The organism is Streptomyces sp. NPDC050439 (assembly GCF_040655335.1).
GTDB lineage: Bacteria > Actinomycetota > Actinomycetes > Streptomycetales > Streptomycetaceae > Streptomyces.
The window spans coordinates 227,619-242,104 of the sequence record NZ_JBFAJT010000010.1; the positions used below are offsets into that span (position 1 = coordinate 227,619).

General features: G+C 68.1%; 20 protein-coding genes. 11 read left to right on the plus strand and 9 right to left on the minus strand.

The genetic code is table 11. The annotated features are described in order from the left end of the window. Positions 1-371: 371 nt before the first annotated feature. Entirely contained in the window at positions 372-890 is a 519-nt protein-coding gene (locus AB0I66_RS35705) for a 2'-5' RNA ligase family protein (RefSeq protein WP_363212190.1), read from the plus strand. A gap of 10 nt (positions 891-900) precedes the next feature. Here the strand turns inward: AB0I66_RS35705 and AB0I66_RS35710 are convergent, their stop codons facing one another. The 4 genes from AB0I66_RS35710 to AB0I66_RS35725 are packed head-to-tail and all read right to left on the minus strand — an operon-like array spanning position 901 to position 2,126. Further along, the gene (locus tag AB0I66_RS35710; RefSeq protein WP_363212191.1) at positions 901-1,350 is read right to left on the minus strand and encodes an NUDIX domain-containing protein; all 450 of its coding nucleotides are present in this window, start codon (positions 1,348-1,350) and stop codon (positions 901-903) included. A 40-nt stretch (positions 1,351-1,390) separates the two neighbouring features. Then, complete coding sequence (locus AB0I66_RS35715; protein WP_363212192.1) at positions 1,391-1,639, minus strand: hypothetical protein; 249 nt, start codon at positions 1,637-1,639, stop codon at positions 1,391-1,393. 7 nt (positions 1,640-1,646) lie between these two features. After that, a complete protein-coding gene (locus AB0I66_RS35720) occupies positions 1,647-1,916 on the minus strand; it encodes a hypothetical protein (RefSeq protein WP_363212193.1) in 270 nt (89 codons plus the stop codon). 9 nt (positions 1,917-1,925) lie between these two features. Beyond that, the gene (locus tag AB0I66_RS35725; RefSeq protein WP_363212194.1) at positions 1,926-2,126 is read right to left on the minus strand and encodes a hypothetical protein; all 201 of its coding nucleotides are present in this window, start codon (positions 2,124-2,126) and stop codon (positions 1,926-1,928) included. 415 nt (positions 2,127-2,541) lie between these two features. Between AB0I66_RS35725 and AB0I66_RS35730 the strand changes: the two genes are divergently transcribed. The 5 genes from AB0I66_RS35730 (at position 2,542) to AB0I66_RS35750 (ending at position 5,838) form a co-directional block, all read left to right on the plus strand. Beyond that, entirely contained in the window at positions 2,542-2,730 is a 189-nt protein-coding gene (locus AB0I66_RS35730) for a hypothetical protein (protein WP_363212195.1), read from the plus strand. A 265-nt stretch (positions 2,731-2,995) separates the two neighbouring features. Further along, positions 2,996-3,532 (plus strand): DinB family protein, encoded by a 537-nt coding sequence (locus AB0I66_RS35735; protein WP_363212196.1) that lies wholly within the window; start codon positions 2,996-2,998, stop codon positions 3,530-3,532. 75 nt (positions 3,533-3,607) lie between these two features. Beyond that, entirely contained in the window at positions 3,608-4,387 is a 780-nt protein-coding gene (locus tag AB0I66_RS35740) for a DUF899 family protein (protein WP_363212197.1), read from the plus strand. A 92-nt stretch (positions 4,388-4,479) separates the two neighbouring features. Then, complete coding sequence (locus tag AB0I66_RS35745) at positions 4,480-4,965, plus strand: nuclear transport factor 2 family protein (RefSeq protein WP_363212198.1); 486 nt, start codon at positions 4,480-4,482, stop codon at positions 4,963-4,965. Between the two features lie 96 nt (positions 4,966-5,061). Further along, complete coding sequence (locus tag AB0I66_RS35750) at positions 5,062-5,838, plus strand: class I SAM-dependent methyltransferase (protein WP_363212374.1); 777 nt, start codon at positions 5,062-5,064, stop codon at positions 5,836-5,838. Between the two features lie 71 nt (positions 5,839-5,909). Here the strand turns inward: AB0I66_RS35750 and AB0I66_RS35755 are convergent, their stop codons facing one another. Further along, on the minus strand, positions 5,910-6,608 hold the full coding sequence (locus AB0I66_RS35755; RefSeq protein ID WP_363212199.1) for a VOC family protein: 699 nt from the start codon (positions 6,606-6,608) through the stop codon (positions 5,910-5,912). Positions 6,609-7,049: 441 nt separating this feature from the next. Here AB0I66_RS35755 and AB0I66_RS35760 point away from each other — a divergent pair, with 441 nt between their 5' ends. Then, positions 7,050-7,880, plus strand: coding sequence for a serine protease (locus AB0I66_RS35760; protein WP_363212200.1), 831 nt, complete (start codon positions 7,050-7,052; stop codon positions 7,878-7,880). Positions 7,881-7,945: 65 nt separating this feature from the next. Here AB0I66_RS35760 and AB0I66_RS35765 read toward each other — a convergent pair whose 3' ends face one another. After that, complete coding sequence (locus AB0I66_RS35765; protein ID WP_363212201.1) at positions 7,946-8,434, minus strand: hypothetical protein; 489 nt, start codon at positions 8,432-8,434, stop codon at positions 7,946-7,948. Positions 8,435-8,751: 317 nt separating this feature from the next. Between AB0I66_RS35765 and AB0I66_RS35770 the strand changes: the two genes are divergently transcribed. Further along, on the plus strand, positions 8,752-9,099 hold the full coding sequence (locus AB0I66_RS35770; RefSeq protein ID WP_363212202.1) for an STAS domain-containing protein: 348 nt from the start codon (positions 8,752-8,754) through the stop codon (positions 9,097-9,099). Between the two features lie 58 nt (positions 9,100-9,157). Here AB0I66_RS35770 and AB0I66_RS35775 read toward each other — a convergent pair whose 3' ends face one another. After that, positions 9,158-9,859: a hypothetical protein gene (locus tag AB0I66_RS35775; RefSeq protein ID WP_363212203.1), complete on the minus strand. Its 702-nt coding sequence runs from the start codon at positions 9,857-9,859 to the stop codon at positions 9,158-9,160. 646 nt (positions 9,860-10,505) lie between these two features. After that, complete coding sequence (locus tag AB0I66_RS35780; RefSeq protein ID WP_363212204.1) at positions 10,506-11,846, minus strand: bifunctional GNAT family N-acetyltransferase/ATP-binding protein; 1,341 nt, start codon at positions 11,844-11,846, stop codon at positions 10,506-10,508. 295 nt (positions 11,847-12,141) lie between these two features. Between AB0I66_RS35780 and AB0I66_RS35785 the strand changes: the two genes are divergently transcribed. The 3 genes from AB0I66_RS35785 to AB0I66_RS35795 all read left to right on the plus strand — a co-directional run bounded on the left by AB0I66_RS35785 (position 12,142) and on the right by AB0I66_RS35795 (position 13,830). Further along, on the plus strand, positions 12,142-12,639 hold the full coding sequence (locus tag AB0I66_RS35785; protein ID WP_363212205.1) for an SRPBCC domain-containing protein: 498 nt from the start codon (positions 12,142-12,144) through the stop codon (positions 12,637-12,639). Next, positions 12,636-12,986, plus strand: coding sequence for a metalloregulator ArsR/SmtB family transcription factor (locus AB0I66_RS35790; RefSeq protein WP_363212207.1), 351 nt, complete (start codon positions 12,636-12,638; stop codon positions 12,984-12,986). Before AB0I66_RS35785 ends, AB0I66_RS35790 begins: the two co-directional genes overlap by 4 nt. Before the next feature lie 124 nt (positions 12,987-13,110). After that, entirely contained in the window at positions 13,111-13,830 is a 720-nt protein-coding gene (locus AB0I66_RS35795; protein ID WP_363212375.1) for a DUF899 family protein, read from the plus strand. 25 nt (positions 13,831-13,855) lie between these two features. Here the strand turns inward: AB0I66_RS35795 and AB0I66_RS35800 are convergent, their stop codons facing one another. Beyond that, positions 13,856-14,416 (minus strand): cytochrome b/b6 domain-containing protein, encoded by a 561-nt coding sequence (locus tag AB0I66_RS35800; protein WP_363212208.1) that lies wholly within the window; start codon positions 14,414-14,416, stop codon positions 13,856-13,858. Positions 14,417-14,486 lie beyond the last annotated feature (70 nt).

Here is a 14,486-nt window from a genome sequence, read left to right on the forward strand (position 1 = left end):
ACCGATACCATTCGGCGATAGCTGCGGAGCATCAACTGATAGACGTAGGGCGGGAGTTGAGCTGTTACGCGCCCGTACTTGGCGACACTTTCGGCCACTCGACCCGCCGATGGCCGTCCCCACTCCGCGCACCGGCCGCTACCTGGCCATCACGCTCTCCCGCAAGGTCGGACGACTCCTCTCGACCGAGGTCTCCGGCCTTGGACTATCCGGCCGACCTCTGCGCAGGTGACAGGCATCCGCCACGTCGGAGACACTGCTCCTCAGCGGCCGGTCAACCATGCTGTCCACCAGGCGGCAGGCGGACCGCTCTGGCTCACGTCGTTGCGGCCAGGTCACGATACAGATGGTGGGTGAGGGCGGCGATGCCCATGCCGGGAACGACAGCGGTACTGGTACTGCTGCCGGACGCCGACCCGCTCTTGGCGCTGGCCGCCCGGGTGGAAACGCGGGTGGTGCGGCCAGGCGTGCCCGCACACGCGACGCTGCTCTACCCGTGGCTGTCCGCCGAGGAGATCGGCCCCAGTGACCTGGAGCGGTTGCGGGCCGTACTGGTGCGGGCAGCGCCTGACGGTGGCCGGATTCCCCTGCGGCTGACCGAGGCCGAGCGAGCCGGCGCATTCGTCGGTGTCCCGGTGCCCGAACTACGCTCGCTGGCCACCGCCGTTCGAGAGGCGTACCCCGACCAGGTTCCCTACGGGGGCCAGTTCGGGCAGGACCCGCCGGTCCATGTCACCGTGTCCTTGGACGCGACGGACCATACCGCCGCCGACATCGCGCATCGCGTCACCGGCCGTCTGCCGATTACTACTGAGGTGTCCACCGTGCACGTGGTCGCGCTCTCGCCCGACGGCTGGCAAGTTCTCGCCGAACTGCCGCTCGCCCCTTGACCGGGGATGTCTACGAGGGCTCGCGACGCCAGTCACTGTTGATGCGGTCCAGCCACGCGTCTTGACCATCTGCCAAGGGGCGCTGCAGCGGGAGCGGCAGGAAGCGACAGGCGAAGGTCATGCCGGCGTCGCTGTCGGCGCCGTGTACGCGGTGGACCCATGCGTCGGGGGTGTCCGCGGGGGCCTCGAGGTGAAAGTAGGTGGTGCGGCGCGGGTCCCCAGTTTCTGGGTGCGGCTTGTCCTCGACCGTCAGCTGCCCGACGACACTAACGGTCTGCAGGCCGGTTTCCTCAAACGTCTCTCGGAGGACGGCTTCTTCCAGGTTCTCGCCCGGTTGCACACCGCCGGCGGGAATCTGGGTGCCGGCTTGTGACTCGTTGACGTGGTCGAAGACCAACAGCTCAGGAGCGTCACCCTCGCGGATCACGTAGGCGGCGACGCGGATTCTGGGGTGGGCCATGCCGGCATTCTCCGTCACTACACCCGCACGGCCACAGGCGTCACGAGTGGCAGATGCAGTCGCAGAGCCGGCCGGTGTACTTGTGATTGCGGCGGCAGCGGGCGTGCATACGGTCTGACCAGCCGGCGAGCTCCGCGGCGTGTTCGGGGTGGAGCGAGGTCGCCTCGGTGAGAGCCTTCGCGGTCTCGCATGCGGTGGATGTGTACGGGCACACGTCGATCAACGCGAGGATACTGTCGGGAAGTTGCTCGCGGGTGTCGCCCGGCGGTGGTGGGGTCCAGTCGGTCACGGCTGCCTCATGCTTCAAAGTAGGCGACGGTGATGATCGTCCGCCCAATGGTCAAGGTGTAGACGATGCGCACTGCGGTGCCGGGTGCTCGGAACTCCCACATCGGCCCACCGTGTTCGATGTTGGGGCGGATGGTGCCGGCGGTCGGATCGGCGGCGATCACGGCAAGAGCCCGGTCGACGGCGATCTCTTCGGCTGGATTGAAGCCTGCTGCCTGCTGGACCGCGGTGGGGCCGAGGACGATCCGGGCTCTGGCCCTGCGATGCTGGGGCGCCATGACGCCTGCTTATACCGCTGAGCCGCTGACGTCGATCCCGTGTTTGGCGTACAGGTCGACGCGCAGTGTCTCCCAGTCGGTCGTGGGTGTCTTTCCGTCGCGGACGCCCTGCCAGTAGGAGGCGAGTTCCTCGTTGCCGGACTCTCGGGCAACGGTGATCGTCTCGTCGAGGTCGGCGATTTCCTCGGTGGTCCACGGCTGGTCGCTCATGCCGTCCTCCTGGCTGTGGATTCACGGATCGTGATTCCGCTTGACGTCGAGCGTAGCGCTCGCTCGGCCGGACGGGGCGGTCATGCGGCCGGATTTGGAATTGCCCAGGGCGGCCGCAGCGGTTACCCCCGGGCCTCCACCTGGCCTCCCGCAGCCCGAGCCGTGAGCACCGGCCGTATGTGTCTTGATCGCCGAGTACTGCGCAACAGAGGTGCAACCCTGGGGTTGCACAAAGCCAGCCCCTTGTGCAACCTTTGAGTTGCACAAGGGAGGTGGAGGCAGACGAAAGCATCCGCGGCACGAAGGCCGCGGAAGGCCAGTCACTGGTGGCCCGGCACTCCGAGCACGGCGAGTTCCCCATACGCATGGAAAGGGTCGATCCGCACTGCCGACCTCGGACGACAACCGCCACAACGTGATCAACGACCATACGGCCGGGTGGGAGCAGTGCCTGGCCCCGCTGGCCGACCCGGCCCGCCGTCAGCTGCTGGACGTGATGTCGGAGCGCGGGCAGGCCACCGCGACCACCCTTACCGAAGGGCTCCCGATCTCACGCCAGGCCGTGGAGGCCGCCGAACGGGCGGCCGAACTCGCTCCGGGCTGATCCTCTCAGCAGCCATGCCTTGTTCGCACGACGAGTGGACCGCCGTCTCTGCTCGCGTATCGCCGGTCGCTTCACTTCGTGAGGGTTGGCAGCACTGCGTACGAGCCTTCATGGCCCTCAGGAACAGCTGCAGCCACCGACGCGCTCACCAACCCCTGGCCACAGTCCCGGCAACGGCAGCGGCAGCGGCAGCGAGGAGAGCCCCCGAGATCCCACCTCACCTACTCCCGCCCAGCAGCAACTACCGTACGAGAAGGGCAAGGTCATGGACACCAACCCCCTGCGCAGGGCCTACGAAGCGCTGTTGGAGGCCGCCGCCACAGTGGCCGACTCCCCCACCCGGCAGACTCCGCCGCCCGGCGCATGGAACGCCGACCAGATCCTCGCGCATGTCACCATCGTCAACGCCCTCACCAGCGCCACCGCCGCCACCATCTCCGCGGGCGCACACACGACTTTCGAGAACCGCATCGCGCAAGACACCTGGACCATCGAGCGCGCCATCACCTACGCCGGCGGCAATACGGGCCTCCGGGAGCGCATCCGCACACAAGCAGAACTCCTCTGCGCCTTGGGCGAGATGCTGAGCGACGCCGAACTCGACACCCTGGTCCCCACGTTGCTCCTGTCCAACGACACGGTCATGGTCGACCAGATGGTGCCTCTGCGCAATCTGATCACCGGGCTGGCAGAAAACGAGCTGCCCGGCCACAGCAACCAGCTCCTGGCCCTGCTGCCCAACGCCGCCGCCGTCGCCGTCGCCGCCGCGGGCACTGCGCCCACAGCCACAACCACAACCTGACCGTAACCGCCCAGATCACGAGGTCCCCCGCACGAGCTGATCCACCCACGTCCCGACGGACACCTGGAGACGACGATGACGCTTGACGCCACCACCAGTGCGACCAACAGTGCGCTCGGCGACGAAACAGCCCCGCCGCGGCCCGCGCAGGTTGAACGGACCGCCTGGCAGGCAGAGATCGACAAGCTGCGTATCCGCGAGAAGGCACACACCCGCGAAGGGGACGCGATCGCGGCGGCCCGCAGGCGGCTGCCGATGGTCGAGGTCGACCCCTCGATCTCGCTCACCGGTCCGGAGGGACCGGTGCCGCTGCTCGAGGTCTTCGAGGGCCGCCGACAGCTCATCGCCTACTTCCACATGTGGCACGACGGACAGAGCGCCGCCGAACAGTGCGAGGGCTGCACGTTCTTCAACGGCCAAGTCCGCGAACTGTCCTACCTGCACTCCCGCGACATCACCTACGCCACCTTCTGTCAGGGCCCGTACGCCGAGAGCGTGCACTACCGCGACTTCATGGGCTGGGAGGTGCCCTGGTACTCGGTGCGCGAATGCGCCGACGAGCTCCTGGCCGGCCGACCGTTCTTCCTGCTCTCCTGCTACCTGCGCGACGGCGACCGGGTGTTTGAGACCTACTGGACCACCATCCGTGGCTACGAAGCCATGTCACCCAGCCACGGACTGATGGACCGGACCGTCTACGGACGACAGGAGACCTGGGAGAACTCACCCGACGGCTGGCCCCAGCCATGGGATGCCGGCAACCGCGGCGTCTGGCGCACCGACGGGCGCCCCTCCGCCCAATGGTCCCGGCTGGCTGCCGGCCGCAGCGACGACCTGGGCACCACCGGGCGCTGACCGGACCAATGAGGGGGCCGGGTGAGCAGGAAGCGCACAACGATGTCTGATTGCCGCCAGCGAGCACCGTCTTGGCTGGTCATGCTGGCGGCATGACGCAGTCAATCACTACGGCCTCACTGGCAGTCCTCACCGGCATGTACGCGGCCGAGGCGAAGTACCTCGCTGCCGGAGGCCCTGGCGAGGCCTCGTTCGACCTGCTCGCCCCCTTCTTCGCACCGGACGTCGAGCTGCACCAGGCAGATGCTCTGCCCTATGGCGGCACATGGCGAGGGCACGACGGCATGACGCAGTTCTTCCTCACGATGGGGCAGGTCTGGGAGTCCTTCGACATGGTGGAGCAGACGTTTCTTGCCACCGGCGAGACCGCAGTGGTGCTCACACAGGTCCGTGCGCGCGCCCGTGCGACCGGCCGTGAACTCAGCTTTCCGATCCTGCAGGCGATCACGGTCAGGAATGGGCAGATCACCGAGGTCCGCCCGTTCTACTGGGACACGCGGGCCATCGCCGACGCCTGCACCACGCCGAGACCGACACCGACACCGACACCGACACCGACACCGACACCGACAGACTGAGCGCGACTGCCGCACCGTTGGGGGGCATTTCGAGGCGGGCGGCGCTACGTTGTGAAGGTGACAGGAAGCGACGCCGACCGGCGGTGGTCCGAGTCCATGCCGGCGGTCTACGACCACTATCTCGTGCCGCTGATCTTTCGGCCCTTCGCCGAGGACCTCGCCGCCCGAGCCGCGGCACTCCACCCCCGGCGCGTCCTCGAACTGGCCGCGGGTACGGGCGCGTTGACGTCCACGCTGCTCGCGGTTGCGCCCTCGGCCGAAGTGACGGCCACCGACCTCAACGAGGCCATGGTCACCTTGGGGTCGGTCCGCTCCCCTGGCGCGGTGTGGCGCCAGGCCGACGCGCAGCGGTTGCCGTTTCCGGACGACGCCTTCGACCTGGTGGTCTGCCAGTTCGGCGTGATGTTCCTCCCCGACCGGGTAGCGGCTTTTACCGAAGTCCGGCGAGTGCTGGCTCCGGGCGGCCGGTTCCTGTTCAACACCTGGGGACCACTCGGCACGCACGCCTTCGGATCCGCGCTACAGGCCGGGCTGGAGCGCGCCTTCCCGGATGACCCGCCGCAGTTCCTCCCGACGGTCCCCCACGGCTACGCCGACCCCGCTGTCGTGACCGATGACCTGGCGTTCGCCGGATTCGCCGTCGAGGAAGAGCGGGAGCTGACGTTGGAGGGCCGGGCAGCGTCGGCCGCCGACGTCGCCACCGGTTTCCTCGCCGGGACGCCGCTGCGCGCGGTCGTCGAGGAGCGTGGCGGCGGACCGGCCGTCCGGGCCACCGTGATCGAGGAGTTGACGGCCCGTCTGGGCTCGGGCCCGGTTGCAGCTCTGATGAAGGCGTACGTCTTCCGCAGTGCGGCCGACTCCCACGACAAGTGAGGGATTATCGATGCGAGGACCGCGACCTGTCGTGATCCCCGACTCGGACGTGGATGGATGCTGCCCCTGATCTAACTGGGCTGCTGAGTGATGTTGACCATCCAGGTGATCCCGAACTGATCGATGAGCGAGCCGGCCTCATCACCCCAGGATTGCTTCTCCAGGGGCAGCGTCACGGTGCCGCCTGCGCACAGCTTCTCGAAGTAGCCGCGGAGTCTGACGTCGTCGCCGTTGAGGAAGACCGCAACGTTGTTGCCGGGAGTGTGAGGCATGTCTTCCCGAACGTCCCACGCCATCAGCGTGAAACCGTCTGGGGTGCGGAGCGTGGCATGCATGATCTTGTCAGGGTGCGGCACGTCCACGGACCCGTACTCGGCGTAAGTGCCCATGTCCAGCTGGCCGCCGAGGACATCCTGATAGAACACGATCGCCTGCCGCGCGTCCCCGTCGAAGGCGAGACACGGGTTGAGTTGAGATCCCAATGTGATGCTCCTCTGCACGAGTGCTTGCGAACGGCTTGAACGTAACAACGGACACTGACAGTCGTCCGCGCCCTGGCAGCACGCCAAACGCTCCGACACCGCAACCGGCCCCCAAGGGAAGGAGCTTGCCGCTGGCCAGGGGAGCCCGCCAGCATTCGGTGGACGCTCCAGGTTGGCGCCGAGCCCGAAGCCGACCAGGACCAGGACCAGGACCAGGACCAGCTGCACGATGCCGGACGCGACGCCCGACCGGCCGGTCACGTCGTAACGTGGAAAGCTGTGGCCCACTGATTTTTCCCGGGCATTTGCGCCTTGCCGATCCCTGTGCACTTGCTGAGACGTCGGGCAGTTGGCGGGGGGGCTTGGCCAGTGGTGGCGTCAGGCGCCTTGCTCCCCCGCGCAGCGGAGGAGGATCATCACGCGGGACGACGTTCCTGGCCGGGCGGTGCGAGAAGTTCTGGGCATGACGCCGGAACCTGCCTCACCCGCCTCCTCCCATGTGCCGCCGCCGACAGCGACCCGGCCGCCGGTTCCGCCACCCCCGCGCTGGCGCCATCCGTGGTGCTGACGACGTCCACACCGGGCAACCTCACTCGGTTCCGCGACTTTCCCCAGTACAGAGGGGGGGCTGGCCCCAGCATCGAGCGGCCCGGTGCCCGGATGGTCCGACGCGCCCCGCGTGACGAGGCTGAGTACGTACAGATCCACCCAGGAAAAAGGGAAACCTCTGTGTTCAGCTTCAAGCCGCCGCACCGTCGTACCGCCCGCGCCACCGCCGTCGGCGCTCTCGCCACCGCGGCCTGCGCCGCCCTCATGACCGGCAGTGCCACAGCCATCGTCAACGGATCGGACTCCAGTCAGAGCTACCCCTTCATGGCGACCGTTCCGATGTCGGCTCCCGACGCCGGTCTGTTCGACGGGAACTGCGGGGCATCACTGATCGACAAGCAGTGGGTGCTGACTGCGGCCCACTGCGTCGAGGGTGAGGGCCTCCAGTTGGAGGGCATCGTGCGGCTGGGCAGCGAGCACCGCACATCCGGCGGCACCGTCCGCAAGATCGACCGCGCCTTCGTCCACCCCGGTTACGTGAACGGCGACAACAAGGCCGCCAACACCAACGACATCGCGCTGATCCGCCTTGACCGCCCGGTCGCCGGCCAACCCATCAAGATTGCCGAGCGGCCTTCGAAGCCCGGCACGCCGACCCGGATCCTGGGCTTTGGCACGACCGTCGACACCGAGTTCGCGTTTCCCGACCGTCTGCAGGAGCTGAACACGCGCAGGGGCGCCATATCCGAGTGCGCGCCCGGGTACGCCGACCGGACGCGGCTGTGCACGATCAGTACCGTGCCCAGGGCCATGGCGTGCTTCGGGGACTCCGGCGGACCACAGATCCAGAAGGGCCGGGGTGGACGCTGGGAGCTGATCGGCGTCACCTCCGGGCCTGGAGCCCCCAATGTGCCCTGCTCACAGGGCCCCGGCCTCTACACCAATGCGTCCGCCTACACCGGCTGGATCCACAAGACCATGAAGACCATGAAGACCAACACTGCTCCGTAACCCGGTTTCAATGACAGCACGCACGCGGTGACGCGGACCACCCCGTCCGCGTCCCGGGTCACTCCTCAGTCGAGGGTCACCATCTCGCGCCAGCAGATCCCCAAGCCCGTGTGGAGGTTTTCCTTGCGCTGGAAGCCGTTGGGGACGGGAGCGTAGGCGTCGAAGTAGAAAGCCATGACGAACAATTGGGCACCCATGTGCGTCTTCTTCAGGTGGTTCTGGAGCTTGTCCACGTCCGCCTCGATCTCCTTGACGAAGGCGGGCTTGTTGTACTCGGTGGCACGCAGGGTCTTCAGTTCAACGATGATCCGCTCGCCCGGAACGGCACTGGAGCCGTTGAGCAGCAGGTCACTGCGCTGCTGGCCATCAAAGACGTACTGTTCGCGCCGTACGTCCCACAGCGAGTTGCGCGCCCGCAGGTTGCCCGCGAGTTCGGCCTGCAGCCACCACTCCCACCCCCAGTCGAGGAGCTGCACGCGCTCGGCCCGCGCGCCATTCTCCTTGATCCAGCCGAAGACGAACTCCCGGAACTCCGTAACCGTGATCGAAGGCATGTGGCCTCCCTTGGGTATCGGTCGTCGGTACGTGCCTTCCCAAGGGGTCTACTGCACGGTGCGCGGACCGTCCATCGCACGGACCGAAGCGGACCGCCGCCCGCCGGACCGGAGCTGGTCGGTTCGGTGCCGGAGTCGGGAGGCGACACCTGGCCACTCTGGAACACGCCATCGGGACCACACCCTCCTTCTTCCCGCAGGCCATCATTAGCTCACTGGAGGAGTCTCAAAAATCTGTGTTCGCGAGATTAGACATTGGGCGGCGGCGGTAGCCATAATGTGCGCGTGCCTGGTCCCCGCACGTCTGGAGTTGCCCCATGCCTGACAGCGTCAGCCGCCCCACCTGCATCGTTGAGCAGTACACGAGCGAAGGCAGTTGGGTTGTCGTCGTGCGAGGTGACCTCGACATGGATACCGTTCCTGCACTGCGCGAGGCCATGGAGAGAGCGGCCAGCGCACTCCCGGTGCTCATCCTGGACGTCAGCGAGGTGAGCTTCGCGGATTCCACCGCCCTGAATCTGCTGCTGCGCATCCATCAGACGACCACACTGCGCATCGCCGCCGCGCCGGCACAAATGTTGCGCATGCTGGAGGTCACAGGCACCGACCAGGTTCTGAACCTTTATCCGTCCACTGAGCAGGCCTGCGCAGCCACCACCAGATGACGCTGCCGCGTTCCCAAGAGTTGCAGGACCGGTGCTGGTGTCCTCGTCCGTCGACCGGTCAGGTGGTGTTCTCGCCGGTGTCCGACTGATCGGCGTCCAGAGGAACCCCCTCGCGGGCCTCCTCTGCGCGACGCAAGAGCACGGCGGCCTGCTGCGGATGCTCAGGGGCAAGGCGTTCATATTCCACGGCCAGCGCGTTCTGAGCTGCGCCGAGCTCGGACGTCAGCTCTGCAAGCTGCTTCTGCAGACGGCGCACTCTCCTCTCCAGGATCTCCCGCGGCGCGCGCTCATCGTTGGCCTGCCGCTCCTGAGAACTTGCCGTCTCTCGCTCGACTGCTCCCTGTTCCCGCGCATCGCGCGCATCGGCCCGACCCAGCGAAGCCTCATGACGATCGAGTCGTTCTCTGCTGGCGTCCAACAGCCCGCGCGCCCTGGCGATCGCCTCGTAGGAGCGCTCTCGATGGCTGGCAACCGCCTCCCCGATCCCACGGGCCCACACGTCCACCCGTTTCTCCCGCGCATCGGCCTCGTTCTCGCGTCTGTCGGCGGCGGCCTCCCGCTCATCGGCACTGCGTTCCCGCCTGTCGGCGGCGGCCTCCCGCTCGTCAGCCCCGCGTTCCCGCTCGTCAGCGACACCTTCCCGCTCATCAGCCCCGCGTGACCGCCTGTCGGCGGCCGCACTACGCCGACGCGCGTCCTCGGCATTGTCGCCTTCCTCGCCGGAGGGACCGGACTCAGCATCGGGCCGCGCTGTCGCCATGCCGACAGTATGCAGGGCTCAACAGGGCGTTGTAACGCATCGTCACGCCTCCGGCACAGGGCACCAGGTTTGAGCGCCAGCGTCAGTGCACGGCAGAATGAATGCCGTTTCGCGGGGAACTCGCACCTCAGATACCTGGGGACGGCCGCCGTCGATTCGAGCGACGGCGGCCGTCGAGGCGCAAGGAGCCAGGCTCCCCCTGATCTCCTCGCGCGGGTGCCCTCCGAGCGGCGGTTCGCGGAAGTCGCCGCCGCTACAACGCCGGAGGACAGGGGCGATTGGGGCCGCATGGGTCGACGATGCGGCCCCACCGGGCCCGCAACGCGAACAGGCGTCAGTGTCGGACCCGGAGACCGAACAGAGTCAAGGCGGTCACACCACCACCGTCGCAGCGCCGACCTCCTCGCCTCTCCCACCAAAGTAGCTCCGGTCATGAACTGATCGATAGAGGGCATCCCCCATGACCGCGCGCATCCCACCCTGCGGGAGTGCCTTCATGCAGCTGTACTGCGCGGCCGCCCGCTGAAGTGTCGAGGTGGAGAACCTGGTGCCCGGGTCCGGCAGCGAAAAGCAGTCCCGCCGCGGGTGGACGACGCACGACAACAAATGGCACGACGATAGCCACTCTCCGGAGCGGGGCGCCGGGTCAGAACCGTGCGTGCGTGGTGATGTCGGACTCGAATTGGTCGATCATCTGGGGCGTCACCGTAGGGCGGCACTGGGCGATCGCCTCCAGGTAGCCCGCCGTGCTCGCGCCGGGCAGGGGCCCCGCGGCGGCCGCCTGCCCGCCGACCGAGACGCCGACCGAGACGCCAGCCGAGGCACCACCCACGACGCCGACCGAGACCAGATCGCGCTCGAAGGAGTTCTGGGCGGCGATCCGGGCGGCGTGCTCGATGTCAGCGGGCGTGAACTGGTCGCTCGCTGCCACCAGCGCGTCGACGTCCACCTCTGGCCTGCCGTCGGTGTAGCGCGACCAGATCGCCGCGCGGGCTGCCTTGTCCGGCGTACCGATCGGGATCAGGTAGTCGAAACGGCCGGGCCGGAGGAAGGCAGGATCCAGGGAGCGGATCGAGTTTGTGGCACAGATCAGGAGCCTCTCGTCGCGCTCGCGGAAACCCGGGATGAGCTTGAGGAGTTCGTTGGTCACCCCGTGCATCCCGCCGGGCTGCGCCGGTTCCTGGCGGACCGGGGCGATCTCCTCGACCTCGTCGATGAAGACCAGGACGCGTTCCAGCTCGGCGATCGCCGCGAAGGCCGAGCGCAGCGCCGCCGCCAGATTGCCCCCGTCGGCCAGCCGCGAGGGAAGGATCTCCACGAACGGCCAGCCGAGCCGCGAGGCGATGGCGCGCGCGAAGGTCGTCTTGCCGGTACCCGGCGGACCGAAGAGGCCCACCGCCCGCGGCGGGCGCACACCGTGTCGCGCCGCGCGCTCCGGTTCGGCGAGCGGCAGCACGAGCCGCCGTTCGATCAGGTCCTTCTCGCGTTCCATGCCGACGACCTTGGCCCACAGGTCACCGGGCAGCAGTCGGCCGCCGAGGTCGTCGAGAAGGCTGGCGGCGGGCCCGTGCACCGGCTCGACCTTCTCGAAGTAGGCGACGGCCGGGCGGCGGGTGTAGCCCGCGTTGAGAAGTCCTTCGCCGAACAGGTCCTCTTCGGGCAGAACGTAGGCGATCCGGCCGACCCTCGCGGCGACCAGGCGGCGCTCAAGCTCGACCAGGAGCGCGCTGGCCAGGCCACGCCCGCGCCAGGCGGGGGCGATCGCGATGCGCATCACCCAGGCCCGCTCTCCGGCCACACAGGCAAGGGCCATCCCGATGGGCACGCCCTGGTGCACGGCGACGACGCCCGGCTGGCGGGACGTCAGGGCGCTGATGCACTCCGCCACGGTGAAGACGGATTCCTGGCCGAGATCGGCCGTGGTGTCCATCAGGTGGACCACCGCGGCGAGATCGCTCTCGCGGTAGTCGTGGATCAGCCAGTTCACAGGCCTCGCCCCTCGATCGTTCTCGTTGTCGCGCCGCTGCGGCGAGGCTAGGGGCGCGGAACGCCACGGGGCGTGTGCCACTGTGCACAAGGCGCGAGGAGAGAATGCTACGAACCGTCGCTGGGCACGGAGCGCCGAGCCTGCGTAGGGCCCTCAACGGGCGATGCCCCGGTCGATGAGGTTCCAGGCCGACTCGCCACGACACATTCACCTGCAACCAACCAGTTGCAGGTTGGCGCCACATGTGCAATCTTTGAGTTGCAGGTCCGCACCCGGCAACCCTGAGGAGCAAGCCATGAGCGACACAGCCCATACCGACGCCGAACTCGCCGAGCTCGACCGGATCAGCCGGCATATCGACATCGACGCCCCCGCGGAGCGCGTATGGGAGTTGATTGCCCGTCCCGGTTGGTACATCAACGACGGCACGGTCGACGCCGACCCCGACCTGCGGCACGAGGGCGACGTCGCCGTGCTGCGCCATCCGACACTGGGCGAGTTCCGGTTCCGTACCGTGAGCCTGGACAAACCGCGCTATGCCGCGTTCCGCTGGATCGGCACCCCGTCCCGGGATGAGTCGACGCCCTCGACACTGGTCGAGTTCTGGATCGACGAGCGCTCCGGTGGAGGGGTGACGCTGCGCGTCGTCGAAAGCGGATTCTCCAGCCTCGCCGACGACGCGGCCGCGTGGCTGAAGGAACGTGAGGGCAACGACGAGGGCTGGACCATCGAGCTGGGCGCCGCGAAGGTGTTCGCCGAGAAGTCCGCCTCGGCCCCGACGGCGACTTCGTGAACGCCTCCCTCCCCGTCGTGTGTGCCGCCCTTGGGGACCCGATGCGCTGGGCGATACTCACCCGGCTCGGCGAGGGCCCGATGTCGGCGTCCGCGCTGGCCAAGGTCCTGCCGGTGAGCCGCCAGGCGATCGGCAAGCACCTGGAGGTGCTGCGCGAGGTAGGTCTGGTGGAGTCCGAGCAGCGAGGGCGCGAGGTGGTTCACCTCGCCATCGGCGCCCGGCTCGGCGCTCTGGCACGGGAACTGGACCGGATCGGTCACTCCTGGGATGCGCGCCTGCTGCAGATCAAGGAGCTGGCGGAACAGCCCGGCCCCGACACCCCGAAAACCCCGAAAGCCTCTGGCTGACACGCAACGACCGGTGCCGGCAGTTGGCGTACGACGATGGGAGACGACCGTGACCGAGAACGAAGCACACGGGCAACCCGAGAAGCAGGCGAACACGGCGAGGGACGTCCGCCGCACGTCAGCGCTGCCACCGGTCGCCGAGCGGGCCGCCTTCCAGGCCGAACTGGACAAGCTGCGGCTGCGCGAGAAGGCGCACACCCGCGAAGGCGACGCGATCGCCGCAGCCAGGCGTCGGCTGCCCATGGTCGAGGTGGCCGCCGACCTCGAACTGACCGGGCCGAACGGGCCGGTCACCCTGCTCGACGCGTTCGAAGGACGCAGGCAGCTCATCGCCTACTACTTCATGTGGCACGACGGCCACGACGCCACCGGGCAGTGCGAGGGCTGCACCTGGGTCACCACCCAGGTGCAGGAGCTGTCCTACCTCCACTCCCGTGACATCACCTACGCGGTCTTCAGCCAGGGCCCCTATGCGGAAAGCCGCCGCTACCGGGACTTCATGGGCTGGCAGGTGCCCTGGTACTCGGCGCTCCCCTCACGGGACGAGCTCCTGGTCGGCCGCCAGGCCGGCATGATGCACCTGGTCTGCTACCTGCGCGACGGGGACCGCGTCTACGAGACCTACTGGACGACGCTGCGCGGCGTGGAGGTCATGGACAACAACTACGCACTGATGGACCTCACCGCGTACGGCCGCCAGGAACAGTGGGAGGACTCGCCTCCCGGCTACCCACGCGACCAGGACGCACCCCCGGAACACCCCTTGCGCCGCGAGGGACGCCCCATCGCCCAGTGGCCCCGGATCAGGGCCGGACGCTCCGACGACTTCACGGGTCGGCCGTGACCACACGGACGAGTGCGTGTGGGCTTCATGTCATGCGGCGCAGCAAGTGGTCACGATCGATCAGTTGGTGTTTGAGCACCAACCCGACGTGCAGCGCCAACGCGGCGAAAAAGACGGCGTGCGAGACGATGTGGGCGACGAGCAGGTCGTCACCGGAGAGCAGCAACGCGAGACCGGTGAGCGGGATGGCGAACGTGGCCGCGTACAAGACGGTCTCGGTGCCATGTGCCAGACGTCGCTCCAGTGGGGTCAAGGCAGGCGCCCACGGAGGGAGGGGCGTGGCCAACCGCCATACGAGCCGGGCCAGGCCGAGGACGAGCACCGTGGCCCCCAGCACGACGTGGACGGTGAGCAGCGCGTCATCGCCGAAGGGGTCGTACCCGTCCTCCCCTCCCCGGCCACGGCCTCGTCCCTTCCCCGAATCCCCGCCCCGCCCGCGTCCGCGGCCCCGGCCATGGCCGCTGTCGTCGACGTCCAGCAGATATCCCACGGCGAACTGCGCGGCCATCGCCACGAATATCGCCCAGTGCAGCACCTTCGTGACCAGCCCGTAGCCGTGCGCACCATTGCGCAGGTGGATTCCCATGCCTCCAAGGTGCCCCGCCCGTCACCCCTCCAGGCATGCGGCTGCTCTCCGTCGGGATCGCACGGCGGAG